Consider the following 18428-nt stretch of genomic DNA (forward strand, 5'->3'; position numbering starts at 1 on the left):
GATGCCTGGACGCACCGGTTGCGGTTCTACGCCGCGACTCGTGAGGCGCTCACGATGACTGGTGTTCCCAGGCCCACGCGAGCCGCGAGATTGTGGACCGCGTCATTCCTCATGCGGATGCAGCCATTTGACACCGATTTGCCGACGGATTCCGGCAGGTAGGTGCCGTGAATCGCGATCTGCGGCAACGTGCCCTTGAAGCTGTCGAGGGCCTCCGAGTAGCCCGACAATCCCAGCGCGTAGGAGCCATACACTCCCGACGGGTTCGTGGACAGGTCGATCGAATCCGTGATGTAGAACGTGCCAAGCGGCGTGGGCGTGGCGGGGGCACCCACGGCGACGGGCGCCGTCATCGCGACGGTGCCGTCGACCACCAGGTCGAGTTCATGTTCCGCGAGGTACACGTGAATCACGGTGTCGGTTGACGACACGGTGACGTCCGATGCTCTGACCCAACCGGTCTGCCCGTTTGGCTTGCCCGGCAGCAGCACCTGGTACCACGTGTCGCCGTCGGCCTCGCCTTTATCGATGGCCATGAGCGTGAGCGGGCTGGAGTAGTAGGTGTACCGAGACAGTCCCCGAGTGACGGTGCCTCCCGGCGCGTCGAACACGTCCAAGGTGCCAACCGTCGACGTGAGAATGGCCTTGCCAGGCGCGATCCCGGAATTGATCGAGGGGGCCTCAAGTGGGGCCAGCCCGGTGGCAGTAATCGCAGGGACCGCCGCGGCGGTCGGAGGCGCTGCGGGGGCGGGGTTGCCAGGCGAGGCGAGCGCGAAGAGGGCCGCCGCAACGGACACCACCACGAGCAAGGCCGCGCCGCCGCCAGCGAGCCAGCGACTGCGGCCTTGCGTGAACCGGGGCTTCATGGATGAATTCTCCCTTGAAAAGGGTGAGGCCGCAGCGCTCGGCAACGGTGTCCCTGGCCATCCCCTCAGCGCACGCCCCCAATGACAGGCGTCGTCGACCCCCCCTGTAACGCCATTAGGCTGGGTCTATCGTCCCCCAGGCCACGCGACCCGTGTGCCCCGATGCGTCAAGGAATCCGATGGACCTCTTCGAATACCAAGCACGAGACATGTTTGAGAAGCACGGTGTCCCCGTGTTGGCGGGCATTGTCGCTTCCACTGCAGCCGAGGCGCGAGCCGCGGCCGAGAGCCTTGGAGGCGGCACCGTCGTCGTCAAGGCGCAGGTCAAGGCCGGGGGCCGCGGCAAGGCGGGCGGCGTCAAGGTGGTGCACAACCCGGCCGATGCCGAGGCCGCCGCCGCGCAGATTCTTGGCATGGACATCAAGGGCCACACGGTCCACAAGGTGATGATCGCCGCGGGCGCCAGGATCGCGCAGGAGTTCTACTTCTCCGTGCTGCTGGATCGCTCCGAGCGCCGTTACTTGGCGATGTGCTCGGTCGAGGGCGGCGTGGAGATTGAAGTACTCGCGGTCGAGCGTCCCGAGGCCCTTGCCCGCGTGGCAGTCGACCCGATCGTGGGCATCGACGCGGCCAAGGCCGCCGAGATCGTCGCGGCCGCGGGCTTCTCAGCGGAACTTGCTGGACCCGTCGCCGACGCCATCCAGAAGCTTTGGACCGTGTACCGCGAGGAGGACGCCACTCTCGTCGAGGTCAACCCGCTCGTGCTGACCGAGGACGGCAAGATCGTCGCCCTCGACGGCAAGGTCACCATCGATGACAACGCAGGCTTCCGCCACGCGGACCACGAGGCACTCGAGGACAAGGAGGCCGCCGACCCGCTCGAGGCCAAGGCCAAGGCGCTGAACCTCAACTACGTGAAGCTCGACGGCGCGGTCGGCATCATCGGCAACGGAGCGGGCCTCGTCATGTCGACGCTCGACGTCGTGGCCTATGCGGGGGAGCAGTTCGGCGGCGTCAAGCCCGCCAACTTCCTCGACATTGGCGGCGGCGCCTCGGCGGAGGTGATGGCGAACGGGCTTGATGTCATCCTCAATGACCCGCAGGTCAAGAGCGTGCTCGTGAACGTGTTCGGCGGCATCACCTCGTGCATCGAGGTGGCAAATGGCATCGTCGGCGCCCTCGAGACGTTGGGTGCCGCAGCCTCCAAGCCGCTCGTCGTCCGCCTAGACGGCACCCACGTGGAGGAGGGGCGCCAGATCCTGGCGGCCGCCAACCACCCGCTCGTTACCATTGTCGAAACCATGGACGGCGCCGCGGCCAAGGCCGCCGAGCTCGCCGCCTCGGCAGCCTAAGGAGACACCATGGCCATCTTCCTCACCGCAGCATCCAGAGTCATCGTCCAGGGCATGACCGGCACGGAGGGCATCAAGCACACCACGCGCATGCTGACCTCCGGGACCAAGATCGTCGGCGGCGTCAACCCCCGCAAGGCCGGCACCGCGGTCGACTTCGACATCAATGGCGCGACCGTGGCCGTCCCGGTGTTCGGCACCGTCGCCGAGGCGATGGCGGCTACGGGCGCCGACGTCTCGGTGGTCTTCGTCCCGCCCGCCTTCACCAAGTCGGCCGTGGTCGAGGCGATCGATGCCGGAATGCCGCTGACAGTGATCATCACCGAGGGCGTCCCGGTGAAGGACACCGCCGAGTTCTTCGCCCACGCGCAGGCCAAGGGCGTCAGGCTTATCGGCCCCAACTGCCCAGGCCTCATCACGCCGGGCCAGTCAAACGTGGGCATCACCCCAGCCACGATCACGGGACCGGGCAAGATCGGGCTCGTGTCCAAGTCGGGCACGTTGACCTACCAGATGCTCTTCGAACTGCGCGACATCGGGTTCACGACCGCGGTGGGCATCGGTGGCGACCCGATCGTGGGCACCACCCACATCGATTGCCTTGAGGCGTTCCAGAACGACCCAGACACCGTCGCCATCGTGATGATCGGCGAGATCGGCGGCGACGCCGAGGAGCGCGCGGCCGCGTACATCAAGGACCACGTCACCAAGCCCGTCGTTGGCTATGTGGCCGGGTTCGAGGCTCCCGAGGGCAAGACGATGGGCCACGCAGGCGCGATCGTCTCCGGCTCGGCAGGCACCGCCCAGGCAAAGAAGGAGGCCCTCGAGGCCGCAGGAGTCAAGGTCGGCAAGACGCCGTCGGAAACCGCGCAGCTCATGCGGGAGATCCTGGGCCGCTGACGCGCGCCGGTCCCCGCCGCGAGGCTCGCGGCGGGTGACCATAGCGGCATGACGGTGCACCCCCAGGCGAAACCTCCCACGGCCACTGGGCGCGTGGCAGGAGCCGCGCGGGCGGTCACCGAAGCCGTGTCCAGGGTGCGCACCGAGGCGCCCGGTTGGATTGGTGGCGCGCTCGCAGGGATTCAGGGTGCGCTCTTCTCCCTCGCGGTGGTGCTCATTCCCATGTGGGTCATCGCCTCCTCAGCGGCCGCCGCGCAGATCAGCTGGGGCAAGGCCACGGGGATTGCCGCGCGCGTATGGCTCACGGGCTTCGGCGTGCCGTGGGCCGTGGATGGAGTACCCGTGACGCTCGTGCCGCTGGGAGTCGCCTCGCTCACGGTCCTCATGCTCATGCAACTCGCGAGGCGCTTCGCGTCACCCACCTGGACCGCGGGCTTCGCGGCCGTTGCCGCCTTCGCCGCAACCGTCGGACTGTCCGCCTCGCTCGCGTGGGGTGGCGCCGATGACTCGCGAACCAGGGTCGTTCGCGCCACCGTTGTCGCGCTCATGCTCGCGATACCCGCGGTGGCTTGGGGCCTGTTGCGTCAGAGGGGCGCGGCACTGACCTGGCTCAAGCGGGTGCCGGAGGCCATCAGATCGGGAATCCGTCTAGCGGTCGCGATGGGGTCTGGCTCGGTCGCCTTGGCGGCCATCGCACTCGTCGTCTCCACGGTGGGGGCTCGCCACCTGGTGGCGGAATCCGCGACGTCGCTCGGCGTTGACGCCGCTGGTGGGGCCGCGCTGGCGTTCCTCGAAATCCTGTATGCGCCAACGCTCGTCGTGTGGGTCGTGTCGTGGCTGAGCGGAGCGGGCTACGTGCTCGGCGGGGTCATTTCGTCCTCGGCGGAGGCGCCGACGTCCACCATCCCCGCCTTGCCTCTCTTGGCCACTCTCCCGCACGCTGCCGGCGGTGCGCTCGCGTGGAGCCCCGTCGTCCTCGGCGTCGTGGGTGCCATCGTCACGATGATCCTGCGGAAGCGGATTGGGCAGGGCGTGCGCGCGCTACCCGCGATCGGCATCGGAATCGTCCTCGTCTCCGTGTCGGTCGGGGCGGTCTCGAGGGTTGCGCGCGGTGCTATCGGCCCCGGCGTACTCGCGGTCGTGGGGCCACAGCCTCTCGTCGCGGCGGTCATGATCGGCCTGGAACTGGGCCTCGGCGCGCTCGTGGCGGTGCTGCTCATGGCCCTCGCGGGCCTGATGCGCGCCCCGGTTAGGGAAGCTCGATCCCGTACCGAGCCTTCACCGCAGCGTGAAAGTCCTGCTGACACACGAGTTCCCCCTGCGGAGTGAGCGCAGTGCGGGTACACGAGTTGAGTTGCACCACTTCCGGTGCGATGGCGAGCCACCCGATTCCCATGAGGGCAAGCACCGCCGCGCCAAATCCCCCCATGCCAAGCATGACCCGGAGGCTGCCCATGTTGGGGAGCCCAAAGGTGGACCAGAAGGCGAGGACGCCGAGGACGATGGCGAGCAGCGCGAGCGGGAGTGTTCCGAGCCGATAGATCATGGGCGCGAAACTGAGCAGCCAGGTCGCGATCATGCTCCACACAAATAGGCGCGAATAGCGCCGGACTTTCACGAGTTCGGGCGCGGGAGCGGGCGCTTCGGGCTTGGGCGTCATGTCAGATTCCAGTCGGTCACGGTCCCAGCATGCCTATAGGGTCTGACTGTGACAAACCGGACCGCCCGCATTGTGGTGCTTATCTCGGGCGCGGGGTCGATTATGGCGGCCCTCGCGTCGGCCTGCGAGGACCCCGAGTACCGCGCGACGATCGCCGCAGTCATCGCGGATCGAGCGGATGCGCGGGGCCTCGAAGTGGCCACAAACGCAGGGCTACCGACCGCGATTGTCTCGCCCCGCGACTTCCCCGATCGCACGACGTGGGACTCGGCCATCGCTCGCGCCGCGGCGACCTTCGATCCTGACCTTGTGGTGTGTGCGGGTTTCATGCGGCTTCTTGGCGAGCCGGTATTGCGGGCCTTCCCAGGCCACATCGTCAACACGCATCCCGCCCTGTTGCCAGCCTTTCCTGGCGCCCACGCCGTCAAAGAGGCGCTGGCCGCAGGCGTGAAGGTCACCGGTTGTACCGTGATGATCGTCGACGAGGGCGTCGACACGGGACCGATACTTGCCCAAAGGGCCGTCGTCGTGCGCGAAGATGATACCGAGGACTCTCTGCATGAGCGCATTAAGGCCGCCGAGAGAGAACTGGTTGTCGACACGATCGGCACGATGGTGCGGTCGGGATGGACCATCGAGGGCAAGATCGCCCGCGTGGGAACGACGGAAGGAACAATTGCATGAGTGAGCGTCAGCCGGTGCGGCGGGCCCTGGTGTCCGTGTACGACAAGACGGGCATCGAGGACTTTGCGCGCGCCCTCCATGCGGCGGGCGTTGACATCGTGTCGACGGGGTCGACGGCTTCCCGCATTGCGGCGGCGGGTGTTCCCGTCACTCCAGTGGAGGATCTGACGGGCTTCCCTGAGTGCCTCGACGGCAGGGTCAAGACGTTGCACCCTCGCGTCCATGCAGGCATCCTTGCCGACAGGCGCCTCGAATCGCATCGGAACCAGCTCGCGGACCTGGGCATCGAGCCCTTCGACCTCGTCGTCGTGAACCTGTATCCCTTTGCCGCGACCGTGGCCTCGGGTGCGGCACCGGATGACGTGATCGAGCAGATCGACATCGGCGGTCCGTCGATGGTCCGTGCCGCGGCCAAGAATCACCCCTCGGTCGCGGTTGTTGTCGACCCCTCGTCCTACCTCGCGATCGCCGCTGCCGTCGCTCAGGGCGGCACGACGCTCGACGAGAGGCGCGCTCTCGCGGCCAAGGCATTCAGGCACACCGCCGACTACGACCTTCACGTCGCCTCGTGGATGGGCAGCGTGGTGGCCCCCGATGACGAGGGCACGGGCTTCCCCTCCTGGATGGGGGCGTCGTTCGAAAAGTTGGGGACGCTGCGGTACGGCGAGAACCCGCACCAGCCGGCCGCCGTCTATGGCGACCCCTCGGTGCCAGGTGGGCTGGCACACGCACGCCAACTGCACGGCAAGGCGATGAGCTACAACAACTATGTCGACGCCGACGCCGCTGTGCGCGCCGCATACGACCAGACCGGCCCTGCCGTCGCGGTGATCAAGCACGCCAATCCGTGCGGCATCGCGGTGGGCGCGACGATCGCCGAGGCGCACCGCAAGGCGCACGCGACCGACCCCATCTCCGCGTACGGCGGAGTGATCGCCTCAAACGGCACGATCACCGCCGAGGCGGCTCACCAGATTGCGGACATCTTCACCGAGGTCGTGGTGGCGCCCGCGTACTCGCCAGAGGCGATCGAGATTCTGTCCGTCAAGAAGAACCTCAGGCTGCTTGAGGTGACGCACGTACCGCTCAGCACCGAGTGGCGACGCATTTCCGGAGGGGTGCTGGTCCAGGTTTCCGACGCGATTGACGCGGAAGGAGACGATCCCTCGACGTGGACCCAGGTCGCGGGAGCCCCCGTGTCATCGGCGGTACTCGCCGATCTCGACTTTGCGTGGAAGGCATGCCGCTCCGTCAAGTCGAATGCGATCCTGCTTGCCAGGGACGGCGCTGCCATGGGCATCGGCATGGGTCAGGTGAATCGTGTCGACTCGTGCCGCCTCGCCGTCGACCGGGCGGGCGCGGAGCGAGTGCTCGGTTCCGTCGCGGCTTCAGATGCGTTCTTCCCGTTTGCGGACGGGCTACAAGTGCTCATCGATGCGGGGGTGAGGGCCGTGGTGTCCCCAGGAGGCTCCGTCAGGGACGGCGAGGTCATAGCCGCGGCCGAGGCCGCGGGAATCGCCCTCTTCCACACGGGCACCAGGCACTTCTTTCACTGATGCCGAAGAACGAGCCCGAACTCACCTCTCGGCACGTCGCCGTCGCCGTGCTCGCGGCGACGGTGGTGCTCGTTTCGCTCGCGGGCTTCGTGTCGGCGAGGGTGGCCATCCTGTCGCTTGCCGCATTTGCGCTTGCGGGGGCGGCGGCCCGCGCTTTCGCTCCGCTTGGCAGGGCGTTCGTGGTGAGGAGCAAGCTCGTGGACGTCGTTGTGCTCGTGGTCTTGGGCGGGGTGCTGCTCTTCTTGGGGTTGACGACGCCGCTCGGTTGAGTCGCGGAACGGATACCCCGCTGACCGACCTCGAACCACCCGGCGATTCGTGTCGCACTCGCGGACCAGGCGGGAGGTTGCCCCCTGAATCCAAGTATGTCAATATAGAGCCATGTCGATACAAGCCGAGGGTCTGGTCTTTGTCCGCGCGCGACCCGAGCAGGCCCTGACGACGGAGACCGGGGAGGTCCTCGCGTGAGCGGCCTCGCCACTGCAGGCACTCGCGGCAGGCTCTCGACGCTCGATCGCTGGCTCCCGCTCTGGATCGGACTTGCCATGGCCACAGGCGTGGCACTGGGGCGCTTCATCCCGGGTGTCTCGGGCGTGCTGGCGAGGATGGAGATTGGCGGGATCTCCGTGCCGATCGCCATCGGCCTCCTGGTGATGATGTACCCGGTGCTGGCCAAGGTCCGCTACGACAAGGTTGCCGCAGTGACGGGCGACAAGAGGCTCCTCGTCTCGTCCCTGGTGCTGAACTGGCTCGTGGGTCCGGCGCTGATGTTCTCACTCGCCTGGACGTTCCTTCCCGACCTTCCCGAGTACCGCACGGGACTGATCATCGTCGGCCTCGCCCGGTGCATCGCGATGGTCGTCATCTGGAACGACCTCGCATGCGGGGACCGCGAAGCCGCAGCGGTGTTGGTGGCGATCAACTCCGTGTTCCAGGTCGTCGCGTTCGCTCTCCTCGGGTACTTCTACCTCACGGTCTTGCCCGGTTGGCTCGGTCTGGACACGCAAGGGCTCGAGGTGTCGATCGGACAGATCGCCATGAATGTCCTGGTATTCCTAGGGATCCCGCTCATCGCCGGGTTTGCGTCACGGTGGATCGGACAGCGAGCAAAGGGCCGTGACTGGTACGAGTCGAAGTTCCTCCCGCGTATCGGCCCCTGGGCCCTCTACGGGTTGCTGTTCACGATCGTCCTGCTGTTCGCGCTCCAGGGGAAGGCCGTGACCTCGAACCCGCTCGACGTCGTACGCATCGCGCTGCCGCTCCTGGCCTACTTTGCCGTCATGTGGGGGCTAGGGATGGCTCTCGGTAGGGCGCTTGCCCTCGGCTATGCACGTTCTGCGACTCTGGCGTTCACGGCGGCGGGCAACAACTTCGAGCTCGCGATCGCGGTCGCAATCGGCACGTTCGGGGCGGCGTCTGGCGAGGCGCTGGCAGGGGTCGTTGGGCCTCTCATCGAGGTCCCCGTGCTGGTCGGGCTCGTCTACGTCTCCCTGTGGTCTGCCCGCCACTGGTTCGCCGTTGATCCCCACACCGGCGCTACGGCCCAAAAAACGCTGGACGGGGCGAGATCATGACCGCCTCGACGCCCTCGCGCACCGAGCTTGACCTGACCTGCACCCCGCAGGTCGAGTCGCACGCCATCGACACCGGGGTCGCCGGCGCCGTAGCGACCACCCTCAAGGCCCTCGCGGAGCCGTTGCGTCTGCGGATGCTCTCGTTCATCGCCACCGCCCCGGCCGGGGAAGCGTGCGTGTGTGATCTCGCCGCGCTGACGGACGTGTCGCAGCCGACGGTCTCCCACCACCTCAAGGTCTTGCGTGACGTCGGGGTGCTGACGTCACAGCGGCGCGGGACCTGGGTCTGGTACCGCATCGCCCCTGGATTCAAGGGCGCGGTGTCCACTCTGCTCGAGTCGTTCGCACCCGCGTCCCTGGCGTCCGTGCCCGAATCCCATCACATGGTGGGTCTCACGGACGCCGACGCGTCCCTGGACCGCCTGTCCGAAAGCCTCGCACTGCGCTTCCCTGACGTGCGCATGGACGTCGTGCGTCGGATCGTGCGAGAGTCATACACCGCGCTCGCACGGTCGGCGACGGTTTCCGTGCACCTGCTGACCCTGACCGAACGGTTCGCGCGTCAGCGCCTCGCCGACACGACGCGCCCTGTCGACGCCAAGCCGCAGGTGCTCTTCGTGTGCGTCGCGAACGCCGGTCGATCCCAACTCGCCGCCGCGCTTGTCCGCCACTACGCGGGCGAGCGGGTCGTCGTCCGCTCCGCGGGCTCGACGCCGGCCGCCGACGTTCACCCGGGTGTGCGACCTGTCCTGGCCGAGCTTGGAGCCGGCGACGACGTGTTCCCCAAGCCCCTGACCGACGATGCCGTCCGCGCCGCCGACGTCGTGATCACCATGGGCTGCGGCGACGTGTGCCCTGTCCTTCCCGGCATCAGGTACGAGGACTGGCTCGTGGGAGATCCCGCCTTGGCTTCCGCGGCCGGTGTCGCCGCGATCCGCGACGAGCTCGACGCCCGCGTGCGTGCGCTTCTCGCCGGGCTGCTGCCCGACCTTGATTTGCACGTCCTTGATGTGACCAGCCCCGACCTGCCCGCCTGACTTACCCGCCTGAAACACCGGAAACCCCAGGAGAGAGAATGACCGACAACCCCACTGCCAAGCCGTCTGTCCTATTCGTGTGCGTCCATAACGCGGGCCGCTCCCAGATGGCGGCGGGCTTCCTGCGCGTTCTCTCGGGTGGCGCGGTGGAGGTGCGTTCGGCCGGTTCGATGCCCGCCGACCAGATCAATCCGACCGCGGTCGAGGCGATGCTCGAGTTCGGCATCGACATCCGAGCCGAGCAGCCCAAGGTCCTCACGACCGAGGCGGTCAAGGCATCGGACGTCGTCATCACCATGGGCTGTGGCGACACGTGCCCGATCTTCCCTGGCAAGCGGTACGAGGATTGGGTCCTCGAAGATCCGGCGGGACAGGGGATCGTCTCGGTGCGCCCCATCCGCGACGAGATCCGCGGCCGCATCCTGACGCTGCTTAGCGAGCTCGGCATCGCGCCCGTAGACGCAGCGAGCGCCTGACTGGGGCGCTCCTGTACGCACCGGGGCGCGGCAATACTTGCTACGCGGCGGCTTTTGCTTCGGGACGGGGCTTTCTACTCGAATCTCGCCGACGGCACCGCGACGAGGTCCTCTGCGGGTCCGAAGATGCGGAACGCCAGTCCCACAATAGCGGCCCCGACGATCGGGGCGAGCCACCATGCCCACAACTGGGTCAGTGCCCAGTTGTCAGCAAAGATTGCCGTGGCCGTGGCGCGCGCGGGGTTGAGGGCGGCATTCGTGAAGGGAAGCGTGAAGCTGACCAGCGCCGCGACGGCGAGGCCGATCGCGAACGGTGCGATGGCGGGAGACGCCTTCTTGGCCGTGGCGCTCAGGACCACGAGCGCCCACAGACCGGTTGCCAGCATCTCGACGATGAGCGCGACGAAGACACCCCAGTTGAGGCCCGCGGTCGCGAATGGTGCGTGATCACCGAATCCGTTCGACACGGAGCTCATGAGCCCCATGGCCTGTGCCTTGTCGACCACGTCGAGCGATCCGAGGCCGAGCCTCAAGAACAGGCCCGCGAGGATGCCACCGACCACCTGGGCAAGGACGTAGGGCACGACGTCGAGGCCGGACAGGCGGCCCGCGATCCACGATCCCACGGTCACCGCAGGGTTGACGTGGGCGCCCGAGATGTGGCCAAAGGCGATGATCGCGATCATCGCGCCGAGGCCAAAACCGAGGCCAACCACGATCGGGGGGTTGCCGGTGACCTTGAGGAGCAGCGCGGTTCCGGCGCCAAGAAGCACCATGATGAACGTACCGGCGGCCTCTGCACCCACACGCGCGAGCAGGCTGGGGCCCGAGGGTTCGGTCACGACGGTTCGTGTTTCGAGGTCGGCCTCGAGTTCGACGGTCTCGGTTTCGATGGGTGCGTCTGCCATGTCTCTCCTCCTATTGACGCGCAACAGTGCGCTCGAGGAAATCGTGGCACGGAATCGTTGCGCGCGGGCGGGAACCGCCGGGCGTCTCGCGTGGACTAACCTTGACTCGTCCCCCACGCCGCGTTGTTGAGGAGAGCCGCCGCATGGCGAAGATCAAGGTAGAAGGCAAAGTTGTCGAGCTCGATGGCGACGAAATGACGAGAATCATCTGGCATTTCATCAAGGAGCGCCTGATTCACCCCTACCTCGATGTGGACATCGAGTATTACGACCTCTCGATCGAGTCGCGGGATGCGACCAACGACCAGATCACGATCGATGCGTCGAACGCCATCAAGAAGCACGGCGTGGGCGTCAAGTGCGCCACGATCACGCCCGACGAGGCGCGCGTCGAGGAGTTCGGACTCAAGCAGATGTGGAAGTCGCCCAACGGCACGATCCGCAACATTCTGGGTGGCGTGGTCTTCCGCGAACCCATCATCATCTCGAACATTCCCCGGCTGGTGCCCGGCTGGACCAAGCCAATCGTCATCGGCCGCCACGCCTTCGGCGACCAGTACAGGGCCACCGACTACAAGGCGGCGGGCGCGGGCACCGTGAAGCTTTCCTTCACGCCGGCCGATGGTTCGGACCCCGTGGAGTTCGAGGTCATCAAGATGCCCAAGGGCGGTGGCGTCATGATGGCCATGTACAACTTCAATGACTCGATCGCCGACTTCGCACGCGCCTCGTTAGCGTACGGCCTGCAGCGCAACTACCCGGTCTACCTGTCGACCAAGAACACGATCCTCAAGGCGTACGACGGCGCGTTCAAGGACATCTTCCAGGAGGTGTTCGACGCCGAGTACAAGGAGCAGTTCGACGCCGCTGGCATCACGTACGAGCACCGCCTCATCGACGACATGGTCGCCTCGGCCATGAAGTGGGAGGGTGGCTACGTCTGGGCCTGCAAGAACTACGACGGCGACGTCCAGTCCGACACGGTCGCCCAGGGCTTCGGCTCCTTGGGCCTCATGACGAGCGTGCTGATGAGCCCCGACGGCAAGACGGTCGAGGCGGAGGCCGCGCACGGCACCGTGACGCGCCACTACCGCCAGCACCAGCAGGGCAAGCCCACGTCGACCAACCCGATCGCGTCGATCTTCGCGTGGACGGGCGGACTCAAGCACCGCGGCAAGCTCGACGGCACCCCCGAGGTCACCGGCTTCGCCGAGACCCTCGAGGACGTCGTCATCAAGACCGTCGAGTCCGGCAAGATGACCAAGGACTTGGCCGCTCTGGTCGGCCCAGACCAGGCATGGCTCACCACCGAGGCGTTCCTTGAGGCGCTCGACGAGAACCTGGCAGCACGACTCGCTTAACCCACCACCCACCTCGTCCCTGGCACTGTTGCCAGAAGGAAGGCACGGACTATGACCGTCCCCGTCAATGTCACCGTCACCGGAGCCGCAGGACAGATCGGCTACGCGCTGCTCTTTCGCGTCGCGTCGGGCCAACTGCTCGGGCCCGACGTGCCCGTCCGCTTGCGACTGCTCGAGGTGCCCCAAGCGGTCAAGGCCGCCGAGGGCACCGCCATGGAGCTCGAGGACTGCGCGTTCCCGCTGCTCGCTGGCATCGACATCTTCGACGATCCAACCGCAGCCTTTGACGGCGTCAACGTGGGCCTGCTTGTGGGCGCGCGACCACGCGGTCCGGGCATGGAGCGTAGCGACCTACTCGCCGCGAACGGCGGGATCTTCGGCCCGCAAGGCAAGGCCATCAACGCCGGCGCCGCCGACGATGTGCGCATCCTCGTGGTCGGCAACCCCGCCAACACGAACGCGCTCATCGCGTCCGCGCACGCGCCCGACGTCCCCGCCGATCGCTTCAACGCGATGATGCGCCTCGACCACAACCGCGCCCTGGCGCAGTTGGCGCTCAAGGCCGGCGTGCCCGTGCGCGACGTGGCCAACGTCATCATCTGGGGCAACCACTCGGCCAAGCAATACCCGGATATCGCTCACGCGGTGGTCGATGGCAAGAGCGCGGTCGACATCGTGAACGACGACGCCTGGGTGCGCGACACCTTCGTGCCCACCGTTGCCAAGCGCGGTGCCGCGGTGATCGAGGCACGCGGTCTGTCGTCGGCGGCATCGGCTGCCAATGCAGCGATGGCGCACGTCAATGACTGGGTCAACGGCACGCCGGAGGGTGTGTGGACCTCGGTCGCGATGCCCTCCGACGGGTCGTACGGCGTGCCCGAGGGTCTCGTCTGTGGCTTCCCGGCGAGGGCCAAGAACGGCGCGTGGGAGATTGTCCAGGGACTGGAAATCGATGCGTATGCGCGCGAGAAGATCGACGTCTCGGTGGCCGAGCTCATCGAGGAGCGCGACGCGGTCACGGAGCTCGGACTGCTCTAGGTCGCGTGCACGTCGCCGGTGAACGGTCGACGGTCGATGGGGGCCTGGAACCTGACGAGATAGCCGTCGGGGTCTGCGACGAGGAATTGCTGGACACCTGCTTCCTCGACGTCGCTCACTCGATACCACTTCGTTTCGGGCGCCATGAAGAGCGGGTAGCCGGCTTCTCGAAGCGACACGATGATCGGCTCGAGATTTGGAACCGTGACCTGCAGGTTGATCCCGCGTCCAAACGGCCGCTCGAGGGGTGCGGTGATCCAGTCTCGCCCCACGCCGCGCTGGTCCAGCATGACGTGCGCGGTGCCGCGCGAGATGTAGGCGAAGCCCTCGTGTGCTCGCTGATAGTTGATGCGGAAGCCGCACAGGCCGCACCAGAACTCGATGCTCTTCGCCGTGTCCGTGACGAGGAGCTCGGGGACGAGCGCGGGGTCTTCTGCGGCGTGGATCACCCGTTCATCCTGTCAGACGCCCCACAGGGCGTTGCCACACGGGGGAGTGTTGGGCTGTTGCCGCTGTGGAGGGCCTTCGACCACGGGGCGATCGTTGCGGCCACGACCGTACCGGCTGCGGTCCTTGGCCTGACTTAGTCGCTAAGTCCATACCCCATGGGGAACAGGTAGTCCTGGCCCGCCGGTGCTGTGGGCACTTGGGTGATGTCCTTTGGCCAATTGTCGGGCAGCTTTCCGGTGAACGGAACGTCGCCAAACAGGGTGTCGGCGATGCCTTCTCCGGCCGTGCCGGGAAGCCAGGCCGCGACGACTGCATCCACGCCCGGGAGCGCGTCCGTAATAATCACGGGCCTGCCAGACACGACGACGAGCACGATGCTCCCGCACCGGTCCTTCAATCCGTCCAGGACGCTGAGTCCCGGCAGGGCGAGGTCGGTGGAGTCGCCCTTGCCCTCGGCGTAGGGAGTCTCACCGACGGCGGCAACGCACACGTCGACCTTCCCCGACGTCGGGAGGCCTGCAGTGACGGTGACGTTCGCTCCTGCGCGCTTCTTGAGGCCGTCCAAGATGGTCGTTCCAGGGATGACGGTGCCGGCGCTGCCCTGCCACGACTGGGTCCAGCCGCCCGCCTGCATTCCCATGTCGTCCGCGGCGTTGCCGACGACGGCGATGGTGTGGGTCGTTGCGGGGATGGGCAGCGCTCCGTCGTTCTTGAGCAGCACCTGAGACTCTTGCACCGCAGTACGTGCGATCGAGCGGTTATCTGCGCTCCCCACGAGGCTTGCGGCGGCAGGGTCAGGATACGGATTCGCAAACACGTCCATCTCGAACTTGACCGTCAGGATGCGGCTCACTGCTTGGTCGATCCGCTGCTGTGAGATTGTGCCGCCGGCCACGGCCTTGGCGAGCGAACTGAGGAACTTCGCCCCGTCATAGGGGGTCATCACCATGTCGACGCCCGCGTTGATGCACTGCACGATCGCATCGTCGTAGTTTGACGGATTGATCTGGTCGCACCCCGCCCAGTCGGACACGACAAAGCCCGTGAAGCCGAGTTTTCCGCGCAGCGTATCGGTGAGCAGGGCCGCGTCGCCGTGAACCTTCTGGCCTCCCCAGGACGAGTAGGTGGCCATCACCGACTGGGCCCCGGCTTCGAGCGCCGCCTTATATGGCGGAAGGAGGGTGTCGCTCAGCAGCGTCGCGTCGGCTGGGGTGTTGCCCTGATCGAGGAGGTATGGCGTGTCAATCACCTGAGTCGATGAACCGTAGACCGTCGAGCCATCCCCGATGAAGTGCTTGGCGGTCGCGAGGACGGCCGATGGATCGCTGAGGCTGGCTGATTGCAGGCCCCGAATGTAGGCAGCGCCCAGATTGGCGACGATCGTCGGGTTCTGCGAATAGGCCTCGTAGGTGCGGCCCCAGCGGATGTCGCTCGGCACGGCGAGCACGGGGGCGAAGTCCCAGCGGATGCCCGCGGCCGACATTTCCTGCGCGGTCGCCTTTCCGATCCGCGTCATGAGTGAGGCGTCGTTCGCGGCGCCCAGCCCAATCTGCTGCGGGAACACGGTCGCGCCGTACATTCCGCCGAAGCCGTGGACGGCGTCGACGCCGTACAGGATGGGGATTCCGAGACGGGTGTCGTCGACCGCTTCATGCTGGTTCTCGACCACGGTGGACTTCCACGCGTCGACGTCGCCCTTTCCGCCGACGCTTCCGCCGCCGTGGAGGACACTGCCGAGTCCGAGGCTCGCGACGTCTCCCGTTTTGAGCGAGTTCTCCTCGACCTGGGTCATCTGGCCGAACTTCTCCGCCTGTGTCATCTGGCCGAGCAGGATGTCGACGCGCGTGGCGATCGGCAGCGACTGGTCAAGGTAGCCACGATCGATGCCGTCCGACGCCGTCGGGCTGATCGTGGTGCGCGTGGTCGAGGAATCGGTGCATCCGGCGAGGAGTAGGGCACCGGTCAGGGCCAGGGCAACGATGGCGGAGCGCTTCATGCGTCGAGAATATCCCCGCCGAAAGGCCCTACTTGAAAACGATGGTCCTGTGACCGTCGAGAAGCACCCTGTGCTCGGCATGCCAGCGCACCGCCTTCGCGAGCGCCCTGCGCTCGACGTCGGCACCCATCGCGGTGAGCGACTCCGGGGTGTGGGTGTGGTCAACGCGCTCGACGTCCTGCTCGATGATCGGGCCCTCGTCGAGGTCCGCCGTGACGTAGTGCGCCGTGGCGCCGATGAGCTTGACGCCACGGTCGTGGGCCTGGAAGTAGGGCCGCGCGCCCTTGAAGCTGGGCAGGAACGAGTGGTGAATGTTGATGGCCTTGCCGCGCAGGGCCGCCGACAGTTCGGGCGACAGTATCTGCATGTAGCGGGCGAGGACCACGAGTTCGACGTCCATCCGTTCGACCAGGGCCAAGAGCTCGGCTTCCGCGTCCGCTTTGGTCTCGGCCGTCACGGGGATGTGGACGAAGGGCTTCTCGTAGAACTCGGCGTGGTTCTTGAGTGTCGCGTGGTTGCCGACGACGGCCACGATGTCGACGGGAAGCGTGCCTGCGCGCTCGCGGAACAGGAGGTCGTTGACGCAGTGTGCGGCCTTGGAGACCATGACGATGGTGCGCATGCGGCGTCCGGCGACATCGAGACGCCACGTCATCGAGAAGCGCTCGCCCAAGACGCCGATCGCCGACTCGAGGTTCTCACGTGAAGCGGCGCACGCGACCTCGACGCGCATGAAGAAGAGCCCCGTGTCGGGGTCCCCAAACTGTTGAGATTCGGTGATGTTTCCCCCGTGCTCGGCGAGCACTCCCGTCACCGCGTGAACGATTCCCGCGCGATCGGGGCAGGACAGGGACAACACCCAGGCGGTCGATTCGTTGGACACGGGGACAACGCTAGTCGTGTTAGGGCCAAAATCCTGACACCATAGGTACATGAGCGACGACCCCGACGTCCACATTGACCGGATCACTCGAGAGCATGCAGGCGAGCTGCTGACGATTCGTCGCGCGGCCTTCGTCTCCGAAGCGCAGCTGTACAACGACCCGCACATCCCGGCGCTCACGCAGACGTTGGAGGAACTCGCCGCTGACATCGAGCGGGAGGACGTCGTGACGCTTGGTGCATGGCTTGGCCCGCGTCTCGTGGGTTCGATTCGCGTGGGGATCGAGGACGACAAGGCGACGATCGGCAGGCTCGCAGTCGTCCCCGACCTGCAAACGAGGGGAATTGGCACACAACTTCTCTTCGCGGTCCTCGGCTACCTGCCCGAGTCGACTAAAGAGGTATGGGTGTTCACCGGTCAAAACTCCAAGCACAACATCGCGCTGTACAACAAGGCTGGCTTCGACCACCAGTTCGACGAGGTCTCGGGCGACCTGACGTACGCATACCTGCGCAAGATTCTCGAGGCTGGCAACATCGTGGACGACAACTAGGCCGTTCGCGTTTAACTTGGGGGGAAAACCATGACCGACCAGACTCCGGCGACTCCGCAAACGCCGACTCCGCAATCGCCTGCTCCGCAGCTGCCGCCTCCGTATGGACCGCCAACCGCGCCCCAGTACGGTACGGCGAACCCCCAGGCATTCCCGCCGCAGGCGAATCCTGCGCAGCCTGGCAATGGCTTGGCTCTCGGTTCCCTCATCACAGGCATCGCCTCTCTGGTGCTGTGCGGGCTGGGAACAGTGATCGGTCCCGTGGCGATAGTTCTTGGCATCGCCAGTCGAAAACGCTCCCGCTCGGACTCGAAGGCCGTGTGGGGAATCGTGATGGGAGCAATCGGAACCGCGCTCTCGATCTTCGCTATCGTGAGCGCCGTCGCCATCTTCTCTGACCAGAAGGCCCAGGAGGCGTTGCGGAGCGAGGCGGGGGATACCGTTGCGACGGGGCAGCCCTCAGAGGTCGCCGATGTGCCAGCAGGCGGTGTCACGTTGACCGAGGCGGGGATCGCCGACTCGGGTTTCGACACGGCATACGCCGCCTTTGTGGACGAGTCCGGCGTCTCGAGCTCCGTTGACGGCATGTTCAGGGGTGATGCGATCGACACCCCGTGCTTCACGATCGATGGCGAGGCCTGGTGGGTGGCCCAGGGCTCTCCCGACACCTGCGAGCCATCGAGCGAGTTGTGGTGGGAGTACAAGTCCGGTAGCGGGGAACCCGAGATCAAGCTCTTCGGTTCGGGTGCCGCGGGCTCGGGGATCTCGTTCGAGGCGTTGAAGACAGATTTTCTGATGACCGCGTTCAACTCGACCGACATCAAGGTGGTCTCGGCATACGTGCGCGACAGCTTGTTGCCCGACAGCGGCGCGACCGACATCGTCGAGAAAAGCATCGAACTGGGTGGGCTGCCCGCGGTGCAGTTTGATTGCTCGATTGGTCAACTGGCGGCTTATCGGGTCGACGTGGTGATGCTCCCCGTTCCTCGCACCCTTGACGATGGCACCGAAATCAGCGGCTTCGTCGTCCACGCATATAACGAGGCGGAGTGGGTCTACAAGTCACAGGACGTGTTCGCTCGCTTGGATCAGACGCTCGTTTGGAAGTAGTCGGCGCTCGTATCCGACGTCGGA

The 18428-nt window shown here is 66.4% G+C and carries 19 protein-coding genes; 13 read left to right on the forward strand and 6 right to left on the reverse strand.

From position 1 onward, the window contains the following. Positions 1-26: 26 nt before the first annotated feature. The gene (locus BKA03_RS04085; protein WP_062074526.1) at positions 27-866 is read right to left on the reverse strand and encodes a L,D-transpeptidase; all 840 of its coding nucleotides are present in this window, start codon (positions 864-866) and stop codon (positions 27-29) included. Positions 867-1045: 179 nt separating this feature from the next. Between BKA03_RS04085 and sucC the strand changes: the two genes are divergently transcribed. Genes sucC through BKA03_RS04100 form a run of 3 tightly spaced genes read left to right on the forward strand, consistent with a single transcriptional unit; the run spans position 1046 to position 4447 of the window. Further along, on the forward strand, positions 1046-2218 hold the full coding sequence (sucC, locus tag BKA03_RS04090) for an ADP-forming succinate--CoA ligase subunit beta (protein ID WP_062074525.1): 1173 nt from the start codon (positions 1046-1048) through the stop codon (positions 2216-2218). A gap of 9 nt (positions 2219-2227) precedes the next feature. After that, positions 2228-3118: a succinate--CoA ligase subunit alpha gene (gene sucD / locus BKA03_RS04095; protein WP_062074524.1), complete on the forward strand. Its 891-nt coding sequence runs from the start codon at positions 2228-2230 to the stop codon at positions 3116-3118. Between the two features lie 48 nt (positions 3119-3166). Then, on the forward strand, positions 3167-4447 hold the full coding sequence (locus BKA03_RS04100; RefSeq protein WP_062074523.1) for a cell division protein PerM: 1281 nt from the start codon (positions 3167-3169) through the stop codon (positions 4445-4447). On the opposite strand, the gene BKA03_RS04105 is transcribed toward BKA03_RS04100, so the two are convergent. Next, positions 4368-4778: a hypothetical protein gene (locus BKA03_RS04105; RefSeq protein ID WP_152649498.1), complete on the reverse strand. Its 411-nt coding sequence runs from the start codon at positions 4776-4778 to the stop codon at positions 4368-4370. The two genes, BKA03_RS04100 and BKA03_RS04105, sit on opposite strands and share 80 nt — an antisense overlap. 48 nt (positions 4779-4826) lie before the next feature. Between BKA03_RS04105 and purN the strand changes: the two genes are divergently transcribed. The 6 genes from purN to BKA03_RS04135 all read left to right on the forward strand — a co-directional run bounded on the left by purN (position 4827) and on the right by BKA03_RS04135 (position 10105). After that, positions 4827-5462, forward strand: a complete 636-nt coding sequence (purN, locus tag BKA03_RS04110) for a phosphoribosylglycinamide formyltransferase (RefSeq protein WP_083971324.1) — start codon at positions 4827-4829, stop codon at positions 5460-5462. Further along, on the forward strand, positions 5459-7018 hold the full coding sequence (purH, locus tag BKA03_RS04115) for a bifunctional phosphoribosylaminoimidazolecarboxamide formyltransferase/IMP cyclohydrolase (protein ID WP_062074521.1): 1560 nt from the start codon (positions 5459-5461) through the stop codon (positions 7016-7018). Before purN ends, purH begins: the two co-directional genes overlap by 4 nt. Continuing rightward, on the forward strand, positions 7018-7287 hold the full coding sequence (locus tag BKA03_RS04120) for a hypothetical protein (protein ID WP_062074520.1): 270 nt from the start codon (positions 7018-7020) through the stop codon (positions 7285-7287). Before purH ends, BKA03_RS04120 begins: the two co-directional genes overlap by 1 nt. 195 nt (positions 7288-7482) lie before the next feature. Next, positions 7483-8592, forward strand: coding sequence for an ACR3 family arsenite efflux transporter (arsB, locus tag BKA03_RS04125; protein ID WP_062074519.1), 1110 nt, complete (start codon positions 7483-7485; stop codon positions 8590-8592). Further along, positions 8589-9629 (forward strand): metalloregulator ArsR/SmtB family transcription factor, encoded by a 1041-nt coding sequence (locus BKA03_RS04130; protein ID WP_062074518.1) that lies wholly within the window; start codon positions 8589-8591, stop codon positions 9627-9629. Before arsB ends, BKA03_RS04130 begins: the two co-directional genes overlap by 4 nt. 38 nt (positions 9630-9667) lie before the next feature. Further along, positions 9668-10105: an arsenate reductase ArsC gene (locus BKA03_RS04135; protein WP_062074517.1), complete on the forward strand. Its 438-nt coding sequence runs from the start codon at positions 9668-9670 to the stop codon at positions 10103-10105. Positions 10106-10179: 74 nt separating this feature from the next. Here the strand turns inward: BKA03_RS04135 and BKA03_RS04140 are convergent, their stop codons facing one another. Next, positions 10180-11013 carry an aquaporin gene (locus tag BKA03_RS04140; RefSeq protein WP_062074516.1) on the reverse strand — a complete coding sequence of 278 codons (834 nt, stop codon included), beginning with the start codon at positions 11011-11013 and terminating at the stop codon, positions 10180-10182. Positions 11014-11156: 143 nt separating this feature from the next. Here BKA03_RS04140 and BKA03_RS04145 point away from each other — a divergent pair, with 143 nt between their 5' ends. Together BKA03_RS04145 and BKA03_RS04150 are read left to right on the forward strand one after the other, a co-directional pair. Then, positions 11157-12374 (forward strand): NADP-dependent isocitrate dehydrogenase, encoded by a 1218-nt coding sequence (locus BKA03_RS04145; protein ID WP_062074515.1) that lies wholly within the window; start codon positions 11157-11159, stop codon positions 12372-12374. Between the two features lie 51 nt (positions 12375-12425). Next, positions 12426-13412, forward strand: coding sequence for a malate dehydrogenase (locus BKA03_RS04150; protein WP_062074514.1), 987 nt, complete (start codon positions 12426-12428; stop codon positions 13410-13412). Here BKA03_RS04150 and BKA03_RS04155 read toward each other — a convergent pair. From BKA03_RS04155 to purU, 3 genes are all read right to left on the reverse strand, one after another. Beyond that, a complete protein-coding gene (locus BKA03_RS04155; RefSeq protein WP_062074513.1) occupies positions 13409-13861 on the reverse strand; it encodes a bleomycin resistance protein in 453 nt (150 codons plus the stop codon). The genes BKA03_RS04150 and BKA03_RS04155 overlap by 4 nt on opposite strands. 134 nt (positions 13862-13995) lie before the next feature. Continuing rightward, positions 13996-15858 carry a glycoside hydrolase family 3 protein gene (locus BKA03_RS04160; RefSeq protein WP_083971321.1) on the reverse strand — a complete coding sequence of 621 codons (1863 nt, stop codon included), beginning with the start codon at positions 15856-15858 and terminating at the stop codon, positions 13996-13998. A 28-nt stretch (positions 15859-15886) separates the two neighbouring features. Then, a complete protein-coding gene (gene purU / locus BKA03_RS04165; protein ID WP_083971319.1) occupies positions 15887-16792 on the reverse strand; it encodes a formyltetrahydrofolate deformylase in 906 nt (301 codons plus the stop codon). On the opposite strand from purU, the gene BKA03_RS04170 reads away from it, so the two are divergent. Next, the gene (locus BKA03_RS04170) at positions 16791-17294 is read left to right on the forward strand and encodes a GNAT family N-acetyltransferase (RefSeq protein ID WP_062074511.1); all 504 of its coding nucleotides are present in this window, start codon (positions 16791-16793) and stop codon (positions 17292-17294) included. The two genes, purU and BKA03_RS04170, sit on opposite strands and share 2 nt — an antisense overlap. Before the next feature lie 30 nt (positions 17295-17324). Further along, on the forward strand, positions 17325-18404 hold the full coding sequence (locus BKA03_RS04175; protein ID WP_152649496.1) for a DUF4190 domain-containing protein: 1080 nt from the start codon (positions 17325-17327) through the stop codon (positions 18402-18404). Positions 18405-18428: the final 24 nt, after the last annotated feature.

The organism is Demequina lutea (genome assembly GCF_013409005.1).
GTDB lineage: Bacteria > Actinomycetota > Actinomycetes > Actinomycetales > Demequinaceae > Demequina > Demequina lutea.

Excerpts from the sequence above, each read along its gene's own strand:
- BKA03_RS04085 (WP_062074526.1), bottom strand. The coding sequence starts at position 866 with ATGAAGCCCCGGTTCACGCAAGGCCGCAGTCGCTGGCTCGCTGGCGGC.
- sucC (WP_062074525.1), top strand. The coding sequence starts at position 1,046 with ATGGACCTCTTCGAATACCAAGCACGAGACATGTTTGAGAAGCACGGT.
- sucD (WP_062074524.1), top strand. The coding sequence starts at position 2,228 with ATGGCCATCTTCCTCACCGCAGCATCCAGAGTCATCGTCCAGGGCATG.
- BKA03_RS04100 (WP_062074523.1), top strand. The coding sequence starts at position 3,167 with ATGACGGTGCACCCCCAGGCGAAACCTCCCACGGCCACTGGGCGCGTG.
- BKA03_RS04105 (WP_152649498.1), bottom strand. The coding sequence starts at position 4,778 with ATGACGCCCAAGCCCGAAGCGCCCGCTCCCGCGCCCGAACTCGTGAAA.
- purH (WP_062074521.1), top strand. The coding sequence starts at position 5,459 with ATGAGTGAGCGTCAGCCGGTGCGGCGGGCCCTGGTGTCCGTGTACGAC.
- BKA03_RS04120 (WP_062074520.1), top strand. The coding sequence starts at position 7,018 with ATGCCGAAGAACGAGCCCGAACTCACCTCTCGGCACGTCGCCGTCGCC.
- BKA03_RS04130 (WP_062074518.1), top strand. The coding sequence starts at position 8,589 with ATGACCGCCTCGACGCCCTCGCGCACCGAGCTTGACCTGACCTGCACC.
- BKA03_RS04135 (WP_062074517.1), top strand. The coding sequence starts at position 9,668 with ATGACCGACAACCCCACTGCCAAGCCGTCTGTCCTATTCGTGTGCGTC.
- BKA03_RS04140 (WP_062074516.1), bottom strand. The coding sequence starts at position 11,013 with ATGGCAGACGCACCCATCGAAACCGAGACCGTCGAACTCGAGGCCGAC.
- BKA03_RS04145 (WP_062074515.1), top strand. The coding sequence starts at position 11,157 with ATGGCGAAGATCAAGGTAGAAGGCAAAGTTGTCGAGCTCGATGGCGAC.
- BKA03_RS04150 (WP_062074514.1), top strand. The coding sequence starts at position 12,426 with ATGACCGTCCCCGTCAATGTCACCGTCACCGGAGCCGCAGGACAGATC.
- BKA03_RS04160 (WP_083971321.1), bottom strand. The coding sequence starts at position 15,858 with ATGAAGCGCTCCGCCATCGTTGCCCTGGCCCTGACCGGTGCCCTACTC.
- BKA03_RS04170 (WP_062074511.1), top strand. The coding sequence starts at position 16,791 with ATGAGCGACGACCCCGACGTCCACATTGACCGGATCACTCGAGAGCAT.
- purU (WP_083971319.1), bottom strand. The coding sequence starts at position 16,792 with ATGTACCTATGGTGTCAGGATTTTGGCCCTAACACGACTAGCGTTGTC.
- BKA03_RS04175 (WP_152649496.1), top strand. The coding sequence starts at position 17,325 with ATGACCGACCAGACTCCGGCGACTCCGCAAACGCCGACTCCGCAATCG.